At 66.7% G+C, this 16925-nt stretch carries 19 protein-coding genes; 3 read left to right on the top strand and 16 right to left on the bottom strand.

Annotation, left to right across the window (positions count from 1 at the left end):
* Window position 1: 1 nt before the first annotated feature.
* The 16 genes from EFL95_RS16490 to EFL95_RS16560 form a co-directional block, all read right to left on the bottom strand.
* Entirely contained in the window at window positions 2-472 is a 471-nt protein-coding gene (locus EFL95_RS16490; RefSeq protein ID WP_342773219.1) for a VOC family protein, read from the bottom strand.
* Window positions 469-1473, bottom strand: a complete 1005-nt coding sequence (locus tag EFL95_RS19630) for an alpha-ketoacid dehydrogenase subunit beta (protein WP_183407228.1) — start codon at window positions 1471-1473, stop codon at window positions 469-471. The genes EFL95_RS16490 and EFL95_RS19630 overlap by 4 nt, the downstream gene beginning before the upstream one ends.
* Complete coding sequence (locus EFL95_RS19635) at window positions 1466-2431, bottom strand: thiamine pyrophosphate-dependent dehydrogenase E1 component subunit alpha (protein WP_183407229.1); 966 nt, start codon at window positions 2429-2431, stop codon at window positions 1466-1468. The genes EFL95_RS19630 and EFL95_RS19635 overlap by 8 nt, the downstream gene beginning before the upstream one ends.
* The gene (locus EFL95_RS16500; RefSeq protein WP_123235195.1) at window positions 2431-3810 is read right to left on the bottom strand and encodes a class-II fumarase/aspartase family protein; all 1380 of its coding nucleotides are present in this window, start codon (window positions 3808-3810) and stop codon (window positions 2431-2433) included. Before EFL95_RS16500 ends, EFL95_RS19635 begins: the two co-directional genes overlap by 1 nt.
* The gene (locus EFL95_RS16505; RefSeq protein WP_183407230.1) at window positions 3810-4592 is read right to left on the bottom strand and encodes an SDR family NAD(P)-dependent oxidoreductase; all 783 of its coding nucleotides are present in this window, start codon (window positions 4590-4592) and stop codon (window positions 3810-3812) included. The genes EFL95_RS16500 and EFL95_RS16505 overlap by 1 nt, the downstream gene beginning before the upstream one ends.
* Entirely contained in the window at window positions 4589-5677 is a 1089-nt protein-coding gene (locus EFL95_RS16510) for a Gfo/Idh/MocA family protein (protein ID WP_123235197.1), read from the bottom strand. Before EFL95_RS16510 ends, EFL95_RS16505 begins: the two co-directional genes overlap by 4 nt.
* A complete protein-coding gene (locus EFL95_RS16515) occupies window positions 5674-6531 on the bottom strand; it encodes an amidohydrolase family protein (RefSeq protein WP_183407231.1) in 858 nt (285 codons plus the stop codon). Before EFL95_RS16515 ends, EFL95_RS16510 begins: the two co-directional genes overlap by 4 nt.
* A gap of 4 nt (window positions 6532-6535) precedes the next feature.
* Window positions 6536-6892, bottom strand: coding sequence for an L-rhamnose mutarotase (locus EFL95_RS16520; RefSeq protein ID WP_123235199.1), 357 nt, complete (start codon window positions 6890-6892; stop codon window positions 6536-6538).
* Window positions 6889-8121 (bottom strand): ABC transporter permease, encoded by a 1233-nt coding sequence (locus tag EFL95_RS16525; protein ID WP_123235200.1) that lies wholly within the window; start codon window positions 8119-8121, stop codon window positions 6889-6891. The genes EFL95_RS16520 and EFL95_RS16525 overlap by 4 nt, the downstream gene beginning before the upstream one ends.
* Before the next feature lie 33 nt (window positions 8122-8154).
* Window positions 8155-9636 carry a sugar ABC transporter ATP-binding protein gene (locus tag EFL95_RS16530; RefSeq protein WP_123235201.1) on the bottom strand — a complete coding sequence of 494 codons (1482 nt, stop codon included), beginning with the start codon at window positions 9634-9636 and terminating at the stop codon, window positions 8155-8157.
* A 12-nt stretch (window positions 9637-9648) separates the two neighbouring features.
* The gene (locus EFL95_RS16535; protein ID WP_123235202.1) at window positions 9649-10656 is read right to left on the bottom strand and encodes a sugar ABC transporter substrate-binding protein; all 1008 of its coding nucleotides are present in this window, start codon (window positions 10654-10656) and stop codon (window positions 9649-9651) included.
* 336 nt (window positions 10657-10992) lie between these two features.
* Window positions 10993-11316, bottom strand: coding sequence for a WhiB family transcriptional regulator (locus tag EFL95_RS16540; protein ID WP_123235203.1), 324 nt, complete (start codon window positions 11314-11316; stop codon window positions 10993-10995).
* Window positions 11313-11501 (bottom strand): hypothetical protein, encoded by a 189-nt coding sequence (locus EFL95_RS16545; RefSeq protein ID WP_123235204.1) that lies wholly within the window; start codon window positions 11499-11501, stop codon window positions 11313-11315. Before EFL95_RS16545 ends, EFL95_RS16540 begins: the two co-directional genes overlap by 4 nt.
* Window positions 11501-12112, bottom strand: a complete 612-nt coding sequence (locus tag EFL95_RS16550; protein ID WP_123235205.1) for a LutC/YkgG family protein — start codon at window positions 12110-12112, stop codon at window positions 11501-11503. Before EFL95_RS16550 ends, EFL95_RS16545 begins: the two co-directional genes overlap by 1 nt.
* On the bottom strand, window positions 12109-13551 hold the full coding sequence (locus tag EFL95_RS16555; RefSeq protein ID WP_123235206.1) for a LutB/LldF family L-lactate oxidation iron-sulfur protein: 1443 nt from the start codon (window positions 13549-13551) through the stop codon (window positions 12109-12111). Before EFL95_RS16555 ends, EFL95_RS16550 begins: the two co-directional genes overlap by 4 nt.
* The gene (locus EFL95_RS16560; RefSeq protein WP_221176478.1) at window positions 13548-14327 is read right to left on the bottom strand and encodes a (Fe-S)-binding protein; all 780 of its coding nucleotides are present in this window, start codon (window positions 14325-14327) and stop codon (window positions 13548-13550) included. Before EFL95_RS16560 ends, EFL95_RS16555 begins: the two co-directional genes overlap by 4 nt.
* Before the next feature lie 89 nt (window positions 14328-14416).
* Here EFL95_RS16560 and EFL95_RS16565 point away from each other — a divergent pair, with 89 nt between their 5' ends.
* The 3 genes from EFL95_RS16565 to EFL95_RS16575 are packed head-to-tail and all read left to right on the top strand — an operon-like array spanning window position 14417 to window position 16768.
* Window positions 14417-15277 (top strand): fumarylacetoacetate hydrolase family protein, encoded by an 861-nt coding sequence (locus EFL95_RS16565; RefSeq protein ID WP_123235207.1) that lies wholly within the window; start codon window positions 14417-14419, stop codon window positions 15275-15277.
* On the top strand, window positions 15274-16032 hold the full coding sequence (locus tag EFL95_RS16570) for an SDR family NAD(P)-dependent oxidoreductase (RefSeq protein WP_123235208.1): 759 nt from the start codon (window positions 15274-15276) through the stop codon (window positions 16030-16032). The genes EFL95_RS16565 and EFL95_RS16570 overlap by 4 nt, the downstream gene beginning before the upstream one ends.
* 55 nt (window positions 16033-16087) lie before the next feature.
* Window positions 16088-16768: a FadR/GntR family transcriptional regulator gene (locus EFL95_RS16575; RefSeq protein ID WP_123235209.1), complete on the top strand. Its 681-nt coding sequence runs from the start codon at window positions 16088-16090 to the stop codon at window positions 16766-16768.
* Window positions 16769-16925: the final 157 nt, after the last annotated feature.

A 16925-nucleotide genomic window follows, 5' to 3' on the forward strand; every position in this document is an offset into this window, starting at 1 on the left:
ATCAGTCCTGGGAAGTATGCACCGGCGGTTGCACCAGTTCGAGGGTGATCTCGTCCGGGTCCACGAAATAGCAGGTGAAGCCCCCTTCGTTCACGCCGGCGGTGATTGCCTGCGGTGGCGAGACGAACTGCACCCCCTCGGCTCGAAGTCGTTCGTACTCGGCGTGCGCGTCCTCGACGGCGAACGCCAGATGCGACGCGCCCGGACAGTTCCGGCCGCCGCCATAGGGCATTCCGCGTGGTTCCACGTACTCGACGAGTTCGAGGTCGTGGCTCGATGCCCCCCGGGGCTGACCGGGCACTCTCAGCTGCGCGATCCGCAGCGAGGCCCCGGCGAACCCGACCAACGCGGCTGTGTAGGCGTTCGACTGCTCCTGGCGGTGCACCAGCTCAAGGCCAAGGACCCGGCTGTAAAAGTCGACCGAACGATCCATGTCGGAGACCGTGAAGCTGAAGTGCCACACTCCCTTCACGATCCGTCCCCGGCATGCGTCCAGCCGATGACCTCGCGCAGCTCGGACGCGATCTGCTCGGTCTGCGGGATCAGCGCCGCCGCCAGCTGCGGCGCCGACGGAATCCGCGAGTCATTGAGGCCGAGCCGTCGCGGTGGAGCCAGCAGGACAGTCCCACTCTCGACGACACGAGCGACCACCTCGGCTCCGAAACCGCCCGTCCTGGCTGCTTCATGGACCACCAACAGCCTGCCAGTGCGACGCACGCTCTCGAGCACGGCCGAATGGTCGAACGGGTTCAACCACACCATCTCCAAGACATCCGCCGTCAGCCCGTCCGCAGCGAGGCGGTCAACCGCGTCCAGAACCCGAGTGGTGATCGATCCCCAGGTGACAACGGTGGCATGATCCCCGTCGCGACGGCGGCGGTGACCTCCGATCGGCAGGATCTCCCCGCCGATGGTCACCTCTTCCTTGGCACCGGCGTACAGCGTGCGGTTCTCGATCACCACCGTTGGGTCCTCGCAGGCGACTGCGGAGAGCACGAGGTCATAGGCATCCTGGCCGGTACGCGGCATGCAGACCCGGATCCCCGGGATGTGCAGCAGCAGCGCCTCCAGGTTCTGTGAGTGCTGGGCACACGCCCCGGGCGAGTTACCCTGCTGGGTCCTGATCGTCAGCGGAGCCGTCGTGCGCCCTTCGGAGACGTAGCGGACGTTCGCGGCCTGATTGACGATCTGATCGAGGGCAACCAGGGAGAAGTCGATCCACATGATCTCGACGATCGGCCGGCGCCCGAACGAGGCCGCTCCGACTGCCGCGCCGAGCATCGCTGTCTCGCTGATCGGGGTGTCGAAGACCCGGTCGCCGAACCGCTTCTGCAAGCCGCGGCTGATCCCGAACACTCCCCCGGGCTTCCCGACATCCTCGCCGTAGAGGATCGTCTCCGGCATCTCCTCCAGGCAGCGCGCCAGCGCTGCGTTCACGGCTCCACCGACGTTGAGCTTGACGGCCTCAGGCATAGAGGTGCTCCTTCGCAGTCGACGGGTCGACCAGTGGATCGGCGAGCGCCTGGCTCGCTGCGCGTTCGATCTCGTCCCGCGCTCGCGCTTCGCAGCGGTCGATGGCATGCCTGCCGACGCCTGCCGTTTCGAGCTCACGCGCCAGTCGCGCGATCGGCTCCACGATCATGTCGGCGTCGAGCTCGCCGGCTGGCCGGTACTGCTCGGCGTCACCGATGTAGTGGCCGACGATGCGCTGGGTGTGTGCCTCGATGAACGACGGGCCACGGCCGGCAGCCGCGGAGGCGACCGACAGACTCATCGCCGTGCGCACCTGGCTGAGGTCGTTGCCGTCTACCCGGACTGCCGGGATTCCCAACGCAGTGGCCCGTTGCGACAGATCCGGGTTGGCGACCATGTCGTTGATCGGCGTGAGCTCGGAGTAGCGGTTGTTCTCGCAGATGAAGATCACCCCGAGACCGAAGGCCGCGGCGAAGTTCATCGCCTCGGTGACCGCGCCCTGGTTCATCGCGCCGTCGCCGAAGACCGAGACCGCCACCCGGCCGGAGCCGTCGTAACGTGCCGCCAATGCTGCCCCGACGGCGGTCGGCGCGCCGGCGCCGACGATCGAGTTCTCCCCGTGGAATCCGAACTCCGGGGCCGAAAAGTGCGCCGAACCTCCGCGACCGCCGTTGACGCCGGTGCTCCGTGCGAGCAGCTCAGCAAGGATGTTGCGCGGCGGGACGCCGCGCGCAACGGCCCAACCGTGTCCTCGGTATGTCGCGTAAAGCGCATCCTGCGGTCGGAGCTCGGAGCAGGCTGCGACTGCGATGCTCTCCTGTCCGTTGGAGAGGTGTACCGAGCCGACGATCAACTCCTCAAGCCGCAGGTCGCGGACCTTCTCCTCCAGGGCGCGGATCCGCCACATCGCGTGCAGGTCGCGCAGTCGGTCGTTCACGGCGACCGGTGACTCACTCATCAGAGTTCCTTCCAGGGGCTGGGTTCGGTGGAGAGAGTGGCGCGCCACGCCGAGACCGCTGCCTCGCAGGCTTCGACGGCATGGCCGACCGAGGTCTCGTCGGCGGCCACGCGGATCTCCGGCAGATCGGGCTGGACCTTCATCCAGCGGTCGAGCACGGTCACGAACGAAGTCCCTTCCTCGCGGGACTCCCGCGCCAGCTGGTACACGACGTCGTGAGCACGTTCACGGCCCAGGTGGGCGGCGAGCGTGATCATCACCGACTCACTCATGATCAGCCCGCCGTCGGCGCCGAGGTTCTCGCGCATCCGCTCGGGGTAGACCGCGAGGGTCCGGACCAGCTCGCCCGCCAGGTTGAGGGCAGAGCTCACGTTCACGAATAGTGCCGGGATCAGGACCCACTCGACCTGCCACTCACCGGCCGAGCGTTCGTGGCCGGCCTCGGCGGCCCTCGAGATCCCCGGGATCGCCGACCGCGCCGCCACCGCGAAGCCGATGATCGACTCGCTGGTGATCGGATTGGCCTTCTGCGGCATCGTCGAGGACGCCCCGCGGTGGTGCCCGACAGCTTCGCCCAGTTCGCCGATCTCGGTCCGGGCCAGGTCCGCCACCTCCCGGGCCAGACGAGCGGCTGTCGTGGACGTCGCTGCGAGCACCGAGCTGATGTGCACCAGGGAGTCGCGCGCCACGTGCCACGGAACTGCGGTATCCACCAGCCCGAGCTGCTCGGAGACCAGCGCCCGGATCTTCGGGGCGTGCTCGCCGTAGGCGGCGGACGTTCCACCGGCCCCGAACAGTGAAACCTGGCGGACGTCATCGCGCGCGGCCAGCAACCGCACCCGGTGCCTGCGCACCTCTTCGAGGTAGACGGCGAGCTTCGCACCGAGAGTGGTCGGCACCGCCTGCTGACCGTGGGTTCGACCCGGCATGACGGTGAGGGTGTGTTCCTGCACGAGCCCGCGGAGCTCTTCGCCCAGCGAGTTCAGGCGCTGCTCGATGACGGCCATCGCTGCGTCGAGCTGGATGGCCAGCCCGCTGTCCATGATGTCCTGGGTGGTGGCGCCGAGGTGCACGCTGCCGCGCAGCCGCTCCGGCAGGGCCGCATCGATCTGACGGACCAGTCCGAGGATCGGATAGCCCACGTTGCGCGCGCTCTCCCAGAGCTCGAACGGATTGATCGTGCCCGGCTCGGCGCAGACAGCTTGGATGGCCCGGGCTTTCTCGACGTCGACCAGGCCCAGGGTCGCTTGCGCGTTCGCCAGGGCCGACTCGACCTGCAACCAGGAGTCGATCATCCACTCGGGCGAGAAGATGTGGATCATCTCCTGGTCGCCGTACAGCTCCCGGAGGAGGTCGAACGGTGCTCTCCGGACGACCATCAGTCCATCTCCAATCCGCCGTCGACGTTGAGCGCCTGCCCGGTCACGAACGACGCCAGATCGCTGGCTAGGAACGCGACGGCGGCGGCCAGCTCCGACGGTGCCCCGGGACGTCCCAGCGGCGCCTTGGACGCCACTTCGTCCAGGTACGCCTGCCCGGCACCTGGTCCGAACTCAGCGTCGCGGTCCCGGATGATCCCGTCCCACATCTCGGTGAGGAACAACCCGGGACAGACGGCGTTGACCCGGATTGCCGGGCCGAGTGCCAGGGCGGCCGACTTCGTGAGCGAGAGCAGCGCGGTTTTCGTCACTGCGTAGTCGGCTGCATTGGGTCGTCCGGATCTGCCTGCAACCGACGACAGGGTGACGATCGAGCCGCCGTCCGGCATCAGCTGCGCCGCAGCCTGGATGGTGGCGAAGACGCCGCTGAGATTGATCTCCAGCGTCCGGGTCCACTGTTCGGCTGTGATGTCGACGAACGGAACCGTGCGCATCACCCCGACGGCGTTGACCAGGACGTCGAGCGTGCTCACTCCGGCCGCGTCGCAGGCCAGCGCGGGCAACCGCGCGCAGTTCGCCCGGTCGGAGAGATCGAGCGGCACCACATGCAGTCTGGTTCCTGCCCCCAGCTCGTCGACCAGAGCGTCGAGACGCGCCGACGGTAGGTCGCAGACCACGACCGTCGCACCGCCGGCGAGGAACGTTTCCACACAGGCGCGCCCCAGGCCGCCGGCTCCGCCGGTGAGCAGGACGGTGCGACCGGTGAAGTCGAGGTTCGTCACGGCGCCACCGGCTGGGCGGTCCCGGTGTCCATCGATCGGTAGAGCGCGTCGACGAGCGCTAGGGTGCGCAGGTTGTCGGCAGCCGCCGTCATGGAGGGCTCGCCGGTCGCGATCCAGCGCAACAGACCAGCCATCGGACCAAGGAAGGCATCCGGTAGCCATCGCTTGGTGACCGGGTAGGACAGCCAGCCGTCGGTCGGCAGCGTGTTGCTGAACACCTCGACCGTGTCCGGCCGGCCGTGCGGGTAGTTGTAGAGCAGGCCGAGCGTGCCGCGGACCGATCCCTCGGAACCGTCGAGGCGAAACTCGGCCCGGTAGTCGCCGCCGAGGTTCTCGTGGTTGACGTGCAGCACGGCGTTCACTCCGTTGTCGAACACGAGCGTGCTCATGGTCCGGGTCTCGCCGTGGACGATCTGCCCGGGACGCCGACCACCGGCGCAGAAGACGTTGGTGGGGTCTCCGAGGATCGATCGGATCGAGTCGAGGTAGTGGATCGAGTGGAAGTTGATCTCCAGCCGCTCCGAGCTGACGAGCCACGGCCAGGCCGACCAGTCGGTGCCGATGTCGACGTTGAACGACATCGCCGCTGGCTCGCCGATCCAACCTGCCCTCAAGACTGCACGAGTGACCGCGATCCCTTCGTCCGAGCGCATCTGCTGGTTGACCACCAGGTGGACCCCGGCCACCTCGGCCTGGGCGATCAGCTGACGACCCCGGGCGAGATCGCGCACGAACGGCTTCTGGCACAGCAGGTGCTTGCCCGCTGCGATGGCTGCCTCGACGATGTCCGGCTGAGCGTCCGCGACCACCGCGATGTCGACCACGCGCACCCGCTCGTCGGCAAGCAGTGCCTCCAACGACGGGTACACGGTCTGGATGCCGTGCTTCTTGGCGACCATCGACGCACGCTCCGCATCGAGGTCGTACAGGCCGACGACCTCCAGTCCAGCGGCTGCGTACGCCGGAAGGTGCGCGACGTCGACGATCACGCCGGCTCCGACGATGGCGATCGGGAGCTTGTGCTCCTCTGGGATGGTGATGTCGACCTCGGCTGCGATCGGCGACCATCGGTCCAGGCCGTTCATGACGACGCTCCGAGTTTGTAGATCGCGGTCGCCGTCCCACCGAGCACCAGCCCGCGTTCGTCCGCGCTGAGGCCGGCCAGGATCTCATTGACGGTCGACCACCAGGCTGCATAGCCCTCCGCGAGGACGTTGACCGGCCAGTCGCTGCCAAACATCAGCCGCGAAGGACCGAAGTGCGCCAGGGCGTGCTCGACGTACGGGCCAATCTCTGCAGCGGTGTAGCGGTCGGGTCCGGCTGCCGTGTCCAGGCCAGAGATCTTCGCACTCACGTTCGGGTACTTCGCCGCAACAGCGATCAGCTCGGACCACACCGTAAATTCTCCGTCGGCGATCGGCGGCTTAGCCAAGTGGTCGATCACCAGCGTTAGCTCGGGATACCGCTCGGCCAGCGTCGGGACGTGCTCGAGGTGCCGAGGAAGCACCGGGACCAGGTCGAAGGACAGGCCGGCTTCCTCGAGCGCGCCGAGACCCCTACCGACGTCAGCATGCACAACCCAGTCAGGGTCGGCTTCGGTGTGCATCAGGTGCCTGACCCCGACGAGGCGGGAGTCCCCTGCGAACCAGTCGAGTACAGGAGGCAGTGCCACGTCGTCCGCCAGTGGCGCCCAGCCGACGATCCCGGCGACCCGCGGCCAGGCGTCCGCGATCGCGATCATCGCCTCGGTGTCGGCCAGGGTGTCGTCGGCCTGGACCAGCACCACGTCGTCCACGCCGGCAGCCGCTGCCAGCGGCTCGACGTCGTCGACACCGAACGACCGGTTGATCGGGCCGTACTCCGGTCCGAGCCAGTCGTAGCCGGCGTCCAGGTCCCAGAAGTGCTGGTGCGCGTCGACCACGCGTGTTCCGTCAATCATGGCTCTACCTCTCGTCCGCATTGTTGGCTGCTTGCTGCCGCATCGACCACACCAGCGTCGGTGCAGCGAGGGCGGGAATGTCAGTGACGTCCTCGAAGTGGTCGACGAAAGCGGCCATCTGGGCCTGCCAGCGATCGTTCACCGGGTCATCGGCCAAACCCTGTCCGACGGCGTCGTAGTCATCGACGTCGACGAGGTGCAGGAGCGTCCGGCCGTCACGCCAGATCGCCCAGTCACGGACGCCGACCCGGGTCAGGGACTGGTACAGGTCTTCCGGGATCCGCTGGTGCGCCACCTCGTAGGCGGCCTCCTGGCCCTCACGCAGGACGCTCACCAGGACGACGGGTCGAAACATGGTCATCGCACACTTCCTTCCATGACGGTCTCGGCCGCACGAGCGTCGACACCGAGATTGTTCTGCGAACCAGTTGTTTCGGGAACCAGGGCGGCTGGGGCCGTGTGACGGCTAGCTCGGCGGGCGGCGACCGTATAGGTCCCGGCCGCGGTAAGGATCACTGCTCCTTGGACGAGCTGTTGCCACTCCGAACCCACGTTCAGGATGTTGAAGCCGTTGGTGAGCACGGCCAGGATCAACGCTCCGACGACCGACTTGAACGCGCTTCCCGAGCCCCCGAAGAGTGAGGTTCCACCGAGGATCGCGGCCGCGATAGCAGTCAGCTCCCAGCCACTCATGGCCTCCGGGTTGACCGCACCCAGACGCGAGGCGAACAGCACGCCGACGAACGACGAGACCACGCCGCTCACCACGAACGGGGCGATCTTGTAGCGGGTGACACTGATCCCGACGAGGCGTGCTGCGACAGCATTTCCACCCACGGCGAACAACCGACGACCCACGATCGTCCAGGTGAAGACGAAGCCCACGACCGCCGCGAGTCCGAGCATGTACCAACTCGGCCGGGTCAGGGTGATCGTCCACCCTCCGACCGTGCTTGCGAGCAAGGACATGGCGCCGAGCCCAGCGACGAACGCAGCGAGCGGAAGCCCACGCCCGAGGGCCGGGCTGACCAGGACGGCGGCCGCGAGGAACGCGAGCACGGCCCCGACCATGAAGAGATCCGGCGTGGTCCACTCACCGTTCGTCCACGAACCCAGTGGATTCCCCACCGCCTGCACGGTTTGCGAGTTGGTGAGTGGAAGCATCGCTCCCCTTGCGGCGGTCAGGGTCGCCAGCGTCACGATGAAGGCGTTGATGCCGACCAGCTGGACCAGTACGCCGTTGAGGAGCCCGATGAACAAGCCCACAAGCAGAGCAGCCGAGACTCCGGCCGCCGGGCCGTGGGCGTTGATCACCTTGACGAACACCACAGCACTCAGCGCGGCGTTGCTGGCGATCGACAGGTCAAAGTTCCCGCTGACTAGGACGATGGTCGTCGTGATCGCCAACAATCCGATGAGGGCCGACTGGTCGATGATGTTGGTCGTGTTGGTGGCCGACAGGTACGGCCCGACGCCGCGCTGCGACGCGATCACCGACAGCGCGGCAACCAGCAGCGCCAAGGCGTAGGCGACGCCGGCGTTCTTGACCTTGAGCGCGGCCGCGACAGGTGCCGGGATGAGGTTCGTCATGCGGTTCCGTTCGTGAGTCATGGCAGGGGCTCCTCAGAGCCCGCTGGCGAGGGCCATCAGGAGGGGCTCGGTGACCTCGCGGTTGTTGGGAAGGTCAGCGACGATCGCGCCGCGCCGCAGTACGAGGATCCGGTCGCACATCGCGAGGAGCTGGTCGAACTCGCTGCTGACGACGATCACGGAGAGTCCGTCCGAGGCCGAATCCTTGATGCAGGCTCTGATCTCGGCCTTCGCCCCGACGTCGACTCCTTGGGTGGGTTCGTCGAGCAGGAGCAGCGCAGGCTTCGACAGAAGCCACTTGGCAAGCAGCACCTTCTGGGCGTTGCCGCCGCTCAACGAGTTGACAGGGGTCGCCGTGCTCTGGGCGCGGATGCCGAGCGCCCGGACGGCGGTCTCTGCCAGCTCACGCTCAGCCCTGCGCTTGGGAAGCACCCGTCCGCGGGAGAGCCGGGCGAGAGAAGGCAGGCTCGTATTCGCAGCGATCGACCAGTCCGACACGAGCCCCTCTGCGACCCGATCCTCAGGGACCAGCGCCACCCCCGACCGCATCGCCGCGGCCGGCGTACGGCCCACAGGCTTGTCCAGAATCCGAAGCTCCCCAACTCGCTTGACGTCTCCGAACATCGAGCGCAGCAAGGTGCTTCGTCCCGAACCGAGCAGGCCGGCGATGCCGACGACCTCACCGGCGCGAACCTCCAGGGACACTCGGTTGGTTTCGGCACGCGCACCCACGTCTGCAGCGCGCACGACGACCGGCGCGTCCGCCCGGAGGACCGAGTCGTAGTGGTCGAGCTCGCTGACGTCGCGGCCGACGATCTCGCGGACCAGTTCCGCATCCGAGATGTCGGAGTTGCGACCGTCCCAGACCACCCTTCCGTCCCGGAGCACCGTGATCGTGTCGCTGAGGTCACGGACCTCGTCGAGAAGATGGCTCACGTAGACGACTGCCCGACCCGCCTCCTTGAGCCTGCGGACGACGTCGAAGACGAGCGCGCGTTCGTGCCCTGCGAGGGCTGCGGTCGGCTCGTCCATGATGATCAGCTGCGGGTCACCTTCGAGCGCCTGCAGCATGCCGACCATCTGGCGTTCGGCAACCGCGAGCTCGGAAACCGGCTTTCCCGGGTCCAGGTGGGCCAGACCGACCGAGTCGGCCAACTCGACGAACCGCCGGCGTCGCGCCCGCGAGTTCCGCCAGAGCCCGGCGTCGCGGAGGAACACGTTGTCCTCGATGCTCAGCGTCGAGACCAGCTCGACGTGCTGGTGCAGCGTGGACAGACCATCTCTATTCGCGTCCCGCGGGGAGTGCCAGGTCACCGGCCTCCCCTTCCACCGGAGTTCACCGGCGGAAGGGGGGACGGCTCCGGACACGATCTTGATCATCGTCGACTTGCCTGCGCCGTTAGCGCCCACGAGCGCCCTGATCTCGCCGGGCTCGATCTCGAGGTCAACCCCACGCAGAGCAACGGTGCCGTTGGGAAAGGTCTTCTGCAGACCAGCGCACGAAAGCAGGCTCATCGACTCAGACCCTTACCACTGCGGCGTGCAGTCGCCGACGTTGCCGGCGGTGATCGCAGGGGTCGTGTAGGTGATGAAGGTCGAGTCCGCCTTGGTCTTGCCAGCACGCAGCGTGTCGATGAGCGTTTTGGCGGCCAGAACTCCCATGTCCTCCGGCTTGTAGCAGACCGTGCCGTAGATGGAACCGGCCTTGATGTCGTCGACGCCGAGCTTGGATCCGCCAACGCCGATGACCTTGGCGGTCGACTTCGCCTTCTTCAACGCACTGGCACACCCAGCGGCCATGTCGTCGCTCTGGGCGTAGAAGAGCTTGATGCCCGGGTTCGCCTGCACCATGTTCTGGCACGCCGCCTGGGCGTCATCCGCAGTCCACTTGCCAGGCTGCTTGGAGACCACGGTGAAGTTCGCGCCGGCCGCTTCGGCGCCAGCCTTGAACCCGTCGGTGCGGTCCTTAACGGCTTCGTAGCAGCAGCCCGAGCCCTCGACGATCCCGATGTCGCCACCGCCCGGCAGCGCAGCGGCGGCAAGCTGACCCGCCTGCTTACCGGCGTCGAACTCGCTCTGGGTGACGAACGCCACCAGGTTGGGGTCAGGCTCATCGAACTTGCCAGTGCCCACCTGCGTGTGCACCGCGAGGACGGGAATCCCGGCGTCATGCAACTGCTTGACCAGCGTCGTGGCGGCTGCCCCGTCGTTCGCCATCAGGATCACGCCGTCGACCTTTTGGGCGATGACGTTCTGGACCGCCGTGGCCTCCTCGGAGGTGTCGAACTTCGTGTTCATATTGTTGATCGAGACGCCCTCGGCCTTCCCCTGCTTCTGGATGCCGGCAAGGACCGAGGCAGGGAACGGCGCACCAGTGGTGACCATGCTGATGAGCTTGAGGGACTTGGTTGCGGGCTCCTTGGATCCCGACGCCTTGGTGCTGCCGCAGCCTGACAGGACCAGGAGGGCCACCGCCCCCAGCGCTGCCGCGACGACCCAGCGGGGGTGCGACGCGGACTTGGTCGATCCGAACATGGTTTCCACCTTTCAAGCGCTTCGCGCACCGGCGGGCGCTGGATCACGTGCCTTCCTCGGCAAGAGCCCGGCCCGAAGATGTCCTCGGACGCCGGGCTTCGCCCCGCCCACTCCGTCCCGCAAGTTCGGGGACCCCGCGATTTCGTGAGCACTGCGCTCTCGCTTATTCAAACGTTTGAACGGACCTTAGGCGAGGTCTCGGCGAAAAGGCAAGGGTTTCGTTAAAACGTTTGACCCCGCCCACGAAATCGGGCCTCGGCCTCCAGCCAGCTTCCCGCGCTCCCGCTCGTCCTGGACCTCCTGGCGAGAGGCGCGGATCTCGATGTCGGTGCGATCTCAAGGTTGCAGCTCCTTGGCTTGTTGGGACGTTGCTCGAACTGCCTTGGCTTTGATCAGTCGGCGTGGCTTGGCGCCGAGGATGGTCATCCGCTTGCGCAATCGGGCTCGTTCGACCGGGACCGTCCCTGCCCAGATGCCGTATTGCACGTTCGTCTTCAGCGCGAAAGATAGACAGGGCCTGCGCACCGGGCAGTTTGCGCAGATCTCTCGCGCTTCCTCGATCTGGCGCTGGGCGGTCGGGCTCTCGCCGATTGGGAAGAACAGTTCCGGGTCCGCCTCCAGACAGGCCGCGCTGTTGCTCCAGTCACCTTCGATCTTCATGCGATCACCTGCACAAGATCGCCACCGTCGACCTGCCGAATGCCGTCGATCACCAATCGGAACACGGTTCCGGCAACCGGGGCGGTGATCGTGGCAGCCACAGTGCCGAAACCCAGTTCGAACGCAGCACGGGGCTCACGCACGGCGATCTCGCCAGGAGTGGCGACCAGAGTCTTCTCGAACATCAGTTCGCCGGCGCTTCCTCGACCACGATTACATGCAGCCGGCGCGGACCGTGCACGCCCTCGACCCGTTTCAGCTCGATGTCGCTGGTAGCCGACGGGCCGCTGATCCAGGTGGTCACGGCGCCACCGCGCAACGCCGCGATCGCTTCGGGCACGGTCGCGACGATTTGCGTGGCGAGTATGACGCACACGTACAGGTCCGGGACCAGCGAGATCGCCCGCCGGCCTTCCTGGTCTCCGTGGGTGAGCACCAGGGTGCCCGTCTCAGCGACACCGAGAGTCGCACCGGTGACCGCAGCCTCGAACCGATTGAGTTCCGCCGCGGAGAACCCGGAATCGACCACGGCCGTCTCGATCTGCCACGGCAACCCAGCGGGAACGACCACCGGCGCACGGGGCGGCAACGCCGCGGCGATGCACGCTGCTACCCGAGCAGCCGGACACCGTTCGACGACTGCACGGTAGTCGGCGACGCGCTCGATGAAGCGAGCCACCGGGTCGACGCCCTCGCTCTGGTCCCGGTAGCCGCGGTCGATACGGACTGGCGCACGATCAGCATGGCGGAGCGCCAAGCGCACATCCCCGAGGATCTGGTCACGGGCAGTCGTCATGACTGACCTCCGGTACGCCGCCACCAGCTTCGGAACGACTCACGAGCCGGCAGCGGCAGATCGCGCGAGCGAGACCATGCCGCTGCAGGACCAGGCAGTTGACGTCGACTTCCGAGCAGCCGAGCGCCGACACTTGCAGCCTTCTCCGCCCAGTCCAACCGACGCGCCGAGCTGAGCACCCGGGCGGCGACTCCCATGGCGAACTGCTCGGGGGAGCGGCCAGGTTTTGATCGTTTCGCGTCGACCACCTGCGACCTCAGGTGCACCAGCACTTCGGGGATCTCGATCCGCACCGGGCAGGCCTCGAAGCAGGCTCCGCAGAGCGTCGAGGCGTACGGAAGCGAATCCGTCTGGTCATCGACCCCGACGCCCTTGAGCAGCGGATTCAGGATCGCGCCGATGGGTCCCGGGTAGACCGAACCGTAGGCATGGCCGCCGGTCCGCTCGTAGACCGGGCAGACATTGAGGCAGGCCGAGCAGCGGATGCAGCGCAGAGCCTGGCGTCCGACTTCGTCGGCGAGAGCACGGCTGCGACCGTTGTCGAGCAGGACCACGTGCACCTCCTGCGGGCCGTCGCCGGGTGTGACCCCGGACCAGGTCGAGGTGTACGGGTTCATCCGCTCGCCGGTAGCCGACCGGGGCAGCAGCTGCAGGAACACGTCGAGGTCGGACCAGGTAGGCAGAAGTTTCTCGATCCCGACGACGCTGACCAGCACGTCGGGCAGCGTCAAGCACATCCGGCCGTTGCCCTCGGACTCGACCACGACCAGGTCGCCGGTTTCTGCGATCGCGAAGTTTGCTCCGGACACGGCGACCTTCGCGCGCAGGAACTTCTCGCGCAGGTGCAGCCGAGCCGCTTCGGCCAGCTGAGCCGGGTCGTCGGTCAGGCCCTCCGGGGCCGGTCGTCCGACTGCAGCCATAGTCGAGGTGAAGATCTCGCGGATCTCGGCGCGGTTCCGGTGGATTGCCGGGACCAGGATGTGACTGGGCAGGTCGTCGCCGAGCTGCACGATCAGCTCGGCCAGGTCGGTCTCCCAGGCGCTGATCCCGCGTTCGGCAAGCGCTTCGTTGAGACCGATCTCCTGGGTCGCCATCGACTTGATCTTGACGACCTCGGAGACCCCGTGAGCCTGCGCGACGTACGCCACGATCTCGCAAGCCTCGCTGGCGTCGCGTGCCCAGTGGACAATCGCGCCTGCTGCGGTCAGGGATTCCTCCAGTTGGACCAGGTACTCGTCTAGGTGAAGCAGGACGTCGTCCTTGATCGCAGCACCGGCCAGACGCAGGTTCTCCCAGTTGCCGACCTCGCCGACGGCAGCGGCGCGCTTGGCTCGGATCGTGCTGGTCGCGTGTGCCAGGTTCGTTCGGAGCTGGGCGTTGCCGAGCGCCTTTCGCGCAGCCTCGGGGAACGGGGGCATCCCGACGAAGGTGCGGCTCATCGGTCGGCCTCGGTACAGACCAGGACATCGGCCAGGTGCATCACCCGTATGCCGGATCGTTGCCGTGCGAGCAGACCGTCGAGGTGCATCAGACAGGATCGGTCGCCTGCGACCAGCACCTCGGATTCAGTGGCGCGTACGTTCTTCACCTTGTCCAGACCCATCGCGACCGACGTGTCGGAATTCTTGACCGCGAAGGTCCCTCCGAACCCGCAGCACTGATCAGCATCGGGGAGGTCCACCAGCGTTGCGCCACGCACCGCGTTGAGCAGCCGGAGCGGGCGGTCCCCGACCCCCAGCAGCCTGAGCGAGTGGCACGTCGGGTGGTAGGTGATCTGGTGCGGGAAGTACGCACCGACATCCTCGACGCCCAGGACGTCGATGAGGAACTCCGACAGCTCGTAGGCCCGGGCAGAGATGATCCTGGACGCGTCGGCCAGTCCCACGTCGCCACTGCGGAGCGTGACGATGCCGTGCTGATAGCGCACGGACCCGGCGCACGAACCGGACGGGGTGACGATTGCGTCGTAGCCGGCGAACGCGTCGATGAAGTTGCGCACCACGGGGACTGCTTCATCGAGATAGCCGGTGTTGATCATGGGCTGGGCGCAGCAGGTCTGGGCCGCCGGGAAGTCGACGCTGACGCCGAGCCGCTCGAGCAGACGCACCACGTTCCGACCAGTTTCCGGAAACAGGGCGTCGTTCAAGCAGGTGACCATCAGTGCTACGCGCAAGCAGATCACCTCCATCGACGTCGGACCGCCTAGGCTAGACATCTGATGTTTGATGCGTCAAGATCCTGTTTCAGCCGAAACGATCCTTCACGTCGACGTATAGATCTGATCTATTCACCACAAGGACTGCCATGAGACTCTCCCGACTCGGCCCGCTCGGCCATGAGATCCCGGTCGTCATCCAGGACGACGCGACCTTCGACCTCACCTCGGTGACCGATGATCTCGACGCCACTTTCTGGGAGACCGACGGAATCGACCGCGTTCGGTCGGCGCTGGAGGAAGGGACCCTGCCCCTGGTCCCCGATGCCGATTCACGACGCACTGGCGCTCCACTGACGAAGCCGGGCACGATCGTCTGCGTGGGCATGAACTACGCCGCTCACGCTGCCGAGTCGGGATCCGAGCCGCCAGAGATCCCGGTGATCTTCTTCAAGGCAGCCAACACGATCGCCGGTCCGAACGACCCCGTGACGATCCCGCGCGGCAGCACGAAGACCGACTGGGAGGTCGAGCTGGGCATCGTGATCGGACGACGCGCGTCCTACCTCGACTCGGCCGAAGAGAGCATCGACCACGTGGCCGGCTTCGTCGTCGCGAACGACCTGTCCGAACGCGCCTTCCAGCTCGAGGTCTCCGGCGGCCAGTGGAGCAAGGGAAAGATCGCGCCAGGCTTCAGCCCGCTCGGCCCGTGGATCGTCACTCCCGACGAGGTGGAGCACCAGAACCTGAGGCTGCGCAGCTGGGTCAACGGTGAGATCCGACAGGACTCCACGACCGCGGACCAGATCTTCGACGTGGCCACCGTGATCCACCACCTCAGCCAGTACATGGTGCTCGACCCCGGCGATGTCATCCTCACCGGGACCCCCGAGGGCGTCGCCCTGTCGGGCCGGTTCCCGTATCTCGCTCCCGGCGACGTCGTCGAGCTCGAGATCGAGGGACTAGGTCGCCAACGTCAGGACGTGGTCGCCTACGAGGCGCTGCGATGAGCTCAGACACGTTCGACGGCCTGGTCGCGATCGTCACCGGTGGTGCCAGCGGTATCGGAGCAGCGATCGCCTCGATGCTTCGGGACCGAGGCGCGGACGTCGCCGTCCTGGACCTGGATCCGAGCACTGCCCCGGAAGGGACGCTGCCGGTCACAGCCGACGTGACCTCGGACGCGAGCGTCCGAGCGGCGATCGACACCGTCACCAGTACCTGGGGGCGGGTGGACATCGTGGTTAACAACGCCGGCATCGGTGCTCAGGGAACAGTCGAGGACAACTCCGACGAGGACTGGCACCGCGTCTACGACGTGAATGTGCTCGGTGTCGTCCGCACCACTCGTGCCGCACTGCCGTACCTGCGCCTCTCCCCAAGCGCAGCCATCGTCAACGTCTCCTCGATCGCTGCCACTGCGGGACTCCAACAGCGCGCGCTGTACTCCGCGACTAAAGGTGCCGTTCAATCATTGACCGTGGCGATGGCGGCCGACCACGTCCGCGAGGGAATCCGGGTCAACTGTGTGAACCCGGGAACCGTGGCCACACCCTGGGTCGATCGACTGCTCGACAGCGCCACGGATCCTGCTGCAGAGCGGGCGGCCCTAGCTGCGCGCCAGCCGCACGGCCGGCTCGTGACGGCGGAGGAGGTAGCGGGCGCAGTGGCCTACCTGGCCGGCCGCGGTTCCGGCTCCACGACTGGTACATCGCTCGCTGTTGACGGCGGCATGAGTGGCCTGCGTCTACGCCCTGCGACCTGATCTCCGACTCGTAGGATCCTGCAAGACACAACGAGCACCGAGGAAGGGCAGCGCGATGGCACTGGCCGATGAGGCGATCACCAAGATCAAGGAGATGATCCTTTCCGGTCAGCTCAAGCCGGGTGACCGGCTTCCACGCGAAGCGGATCTCGCCGAGCAACTCGGGCTCTCTCGCAGCTCTCTGCGCGAGGCGGTCCGCGCCCTGTCGATGATCCGCATTCTCGACGTACGGCGGGGCGACGGAACGTACGTCACCAGCCTCGAACCCGAACTACTCCTGGAAACACTCACGTTCGTCATCGATTTCCACCAGGACGCAGGCATCCTGGACCTGTTCGAGGTCCGGCGAGCCCTCGAACCGATGGCCGCCGAGAAGGCCGCTCTGCTGATGTCGGAGCCCGAAGCTGCGGACCTTGTCGCATTGGTCAACAGCGTCACACAAGAATCATCCATGGACCTGATCGTCGAGAACGATCTGGAGTTCCACCACCGGATCGCGGTTGCCTCGGGCAACGCGGTGTTGTGCTCGCTTGCCGACAGCATCGCCAACCGCACCCATCGCGCCAGGATCTGGCGGGGCGTGACCCAGGAGGACTCGTTCACACGCACCCAGCGGGAACACCTCGCAATCGCCAACGCGATCAGCCACCGACAACCGAGCATCGCCGCTGCCTGCGCCCTTGCCCACGTCGCCGGGATCGAGACGTGGCTGCGCAGCAACCTCGAAACTCTCTAGGCTCGGTGATTCGAACTCGACGTTATGCGACGAACGTGTGCTGGCCGCTAGCGAGTACGGCGAGGCTCAGGCAGGGCTGTTGACATCCTCGAAGATGGCAGAGCAGCCGTTCTAATCGATAATGGATAGTATCCATGGCTAACTGGACGTGACCCGA

The sequence above is a fragment of the Nocardioides marmorisolisilvae genome, from assembly GCF_003725775.1.
Lineage (GTDB): Bacteria > Actinomycetota > Actinomycetes > Propionibacteriales > Nocardioidaceae > Marmoricola > Marmoricola marmorisolisilvae.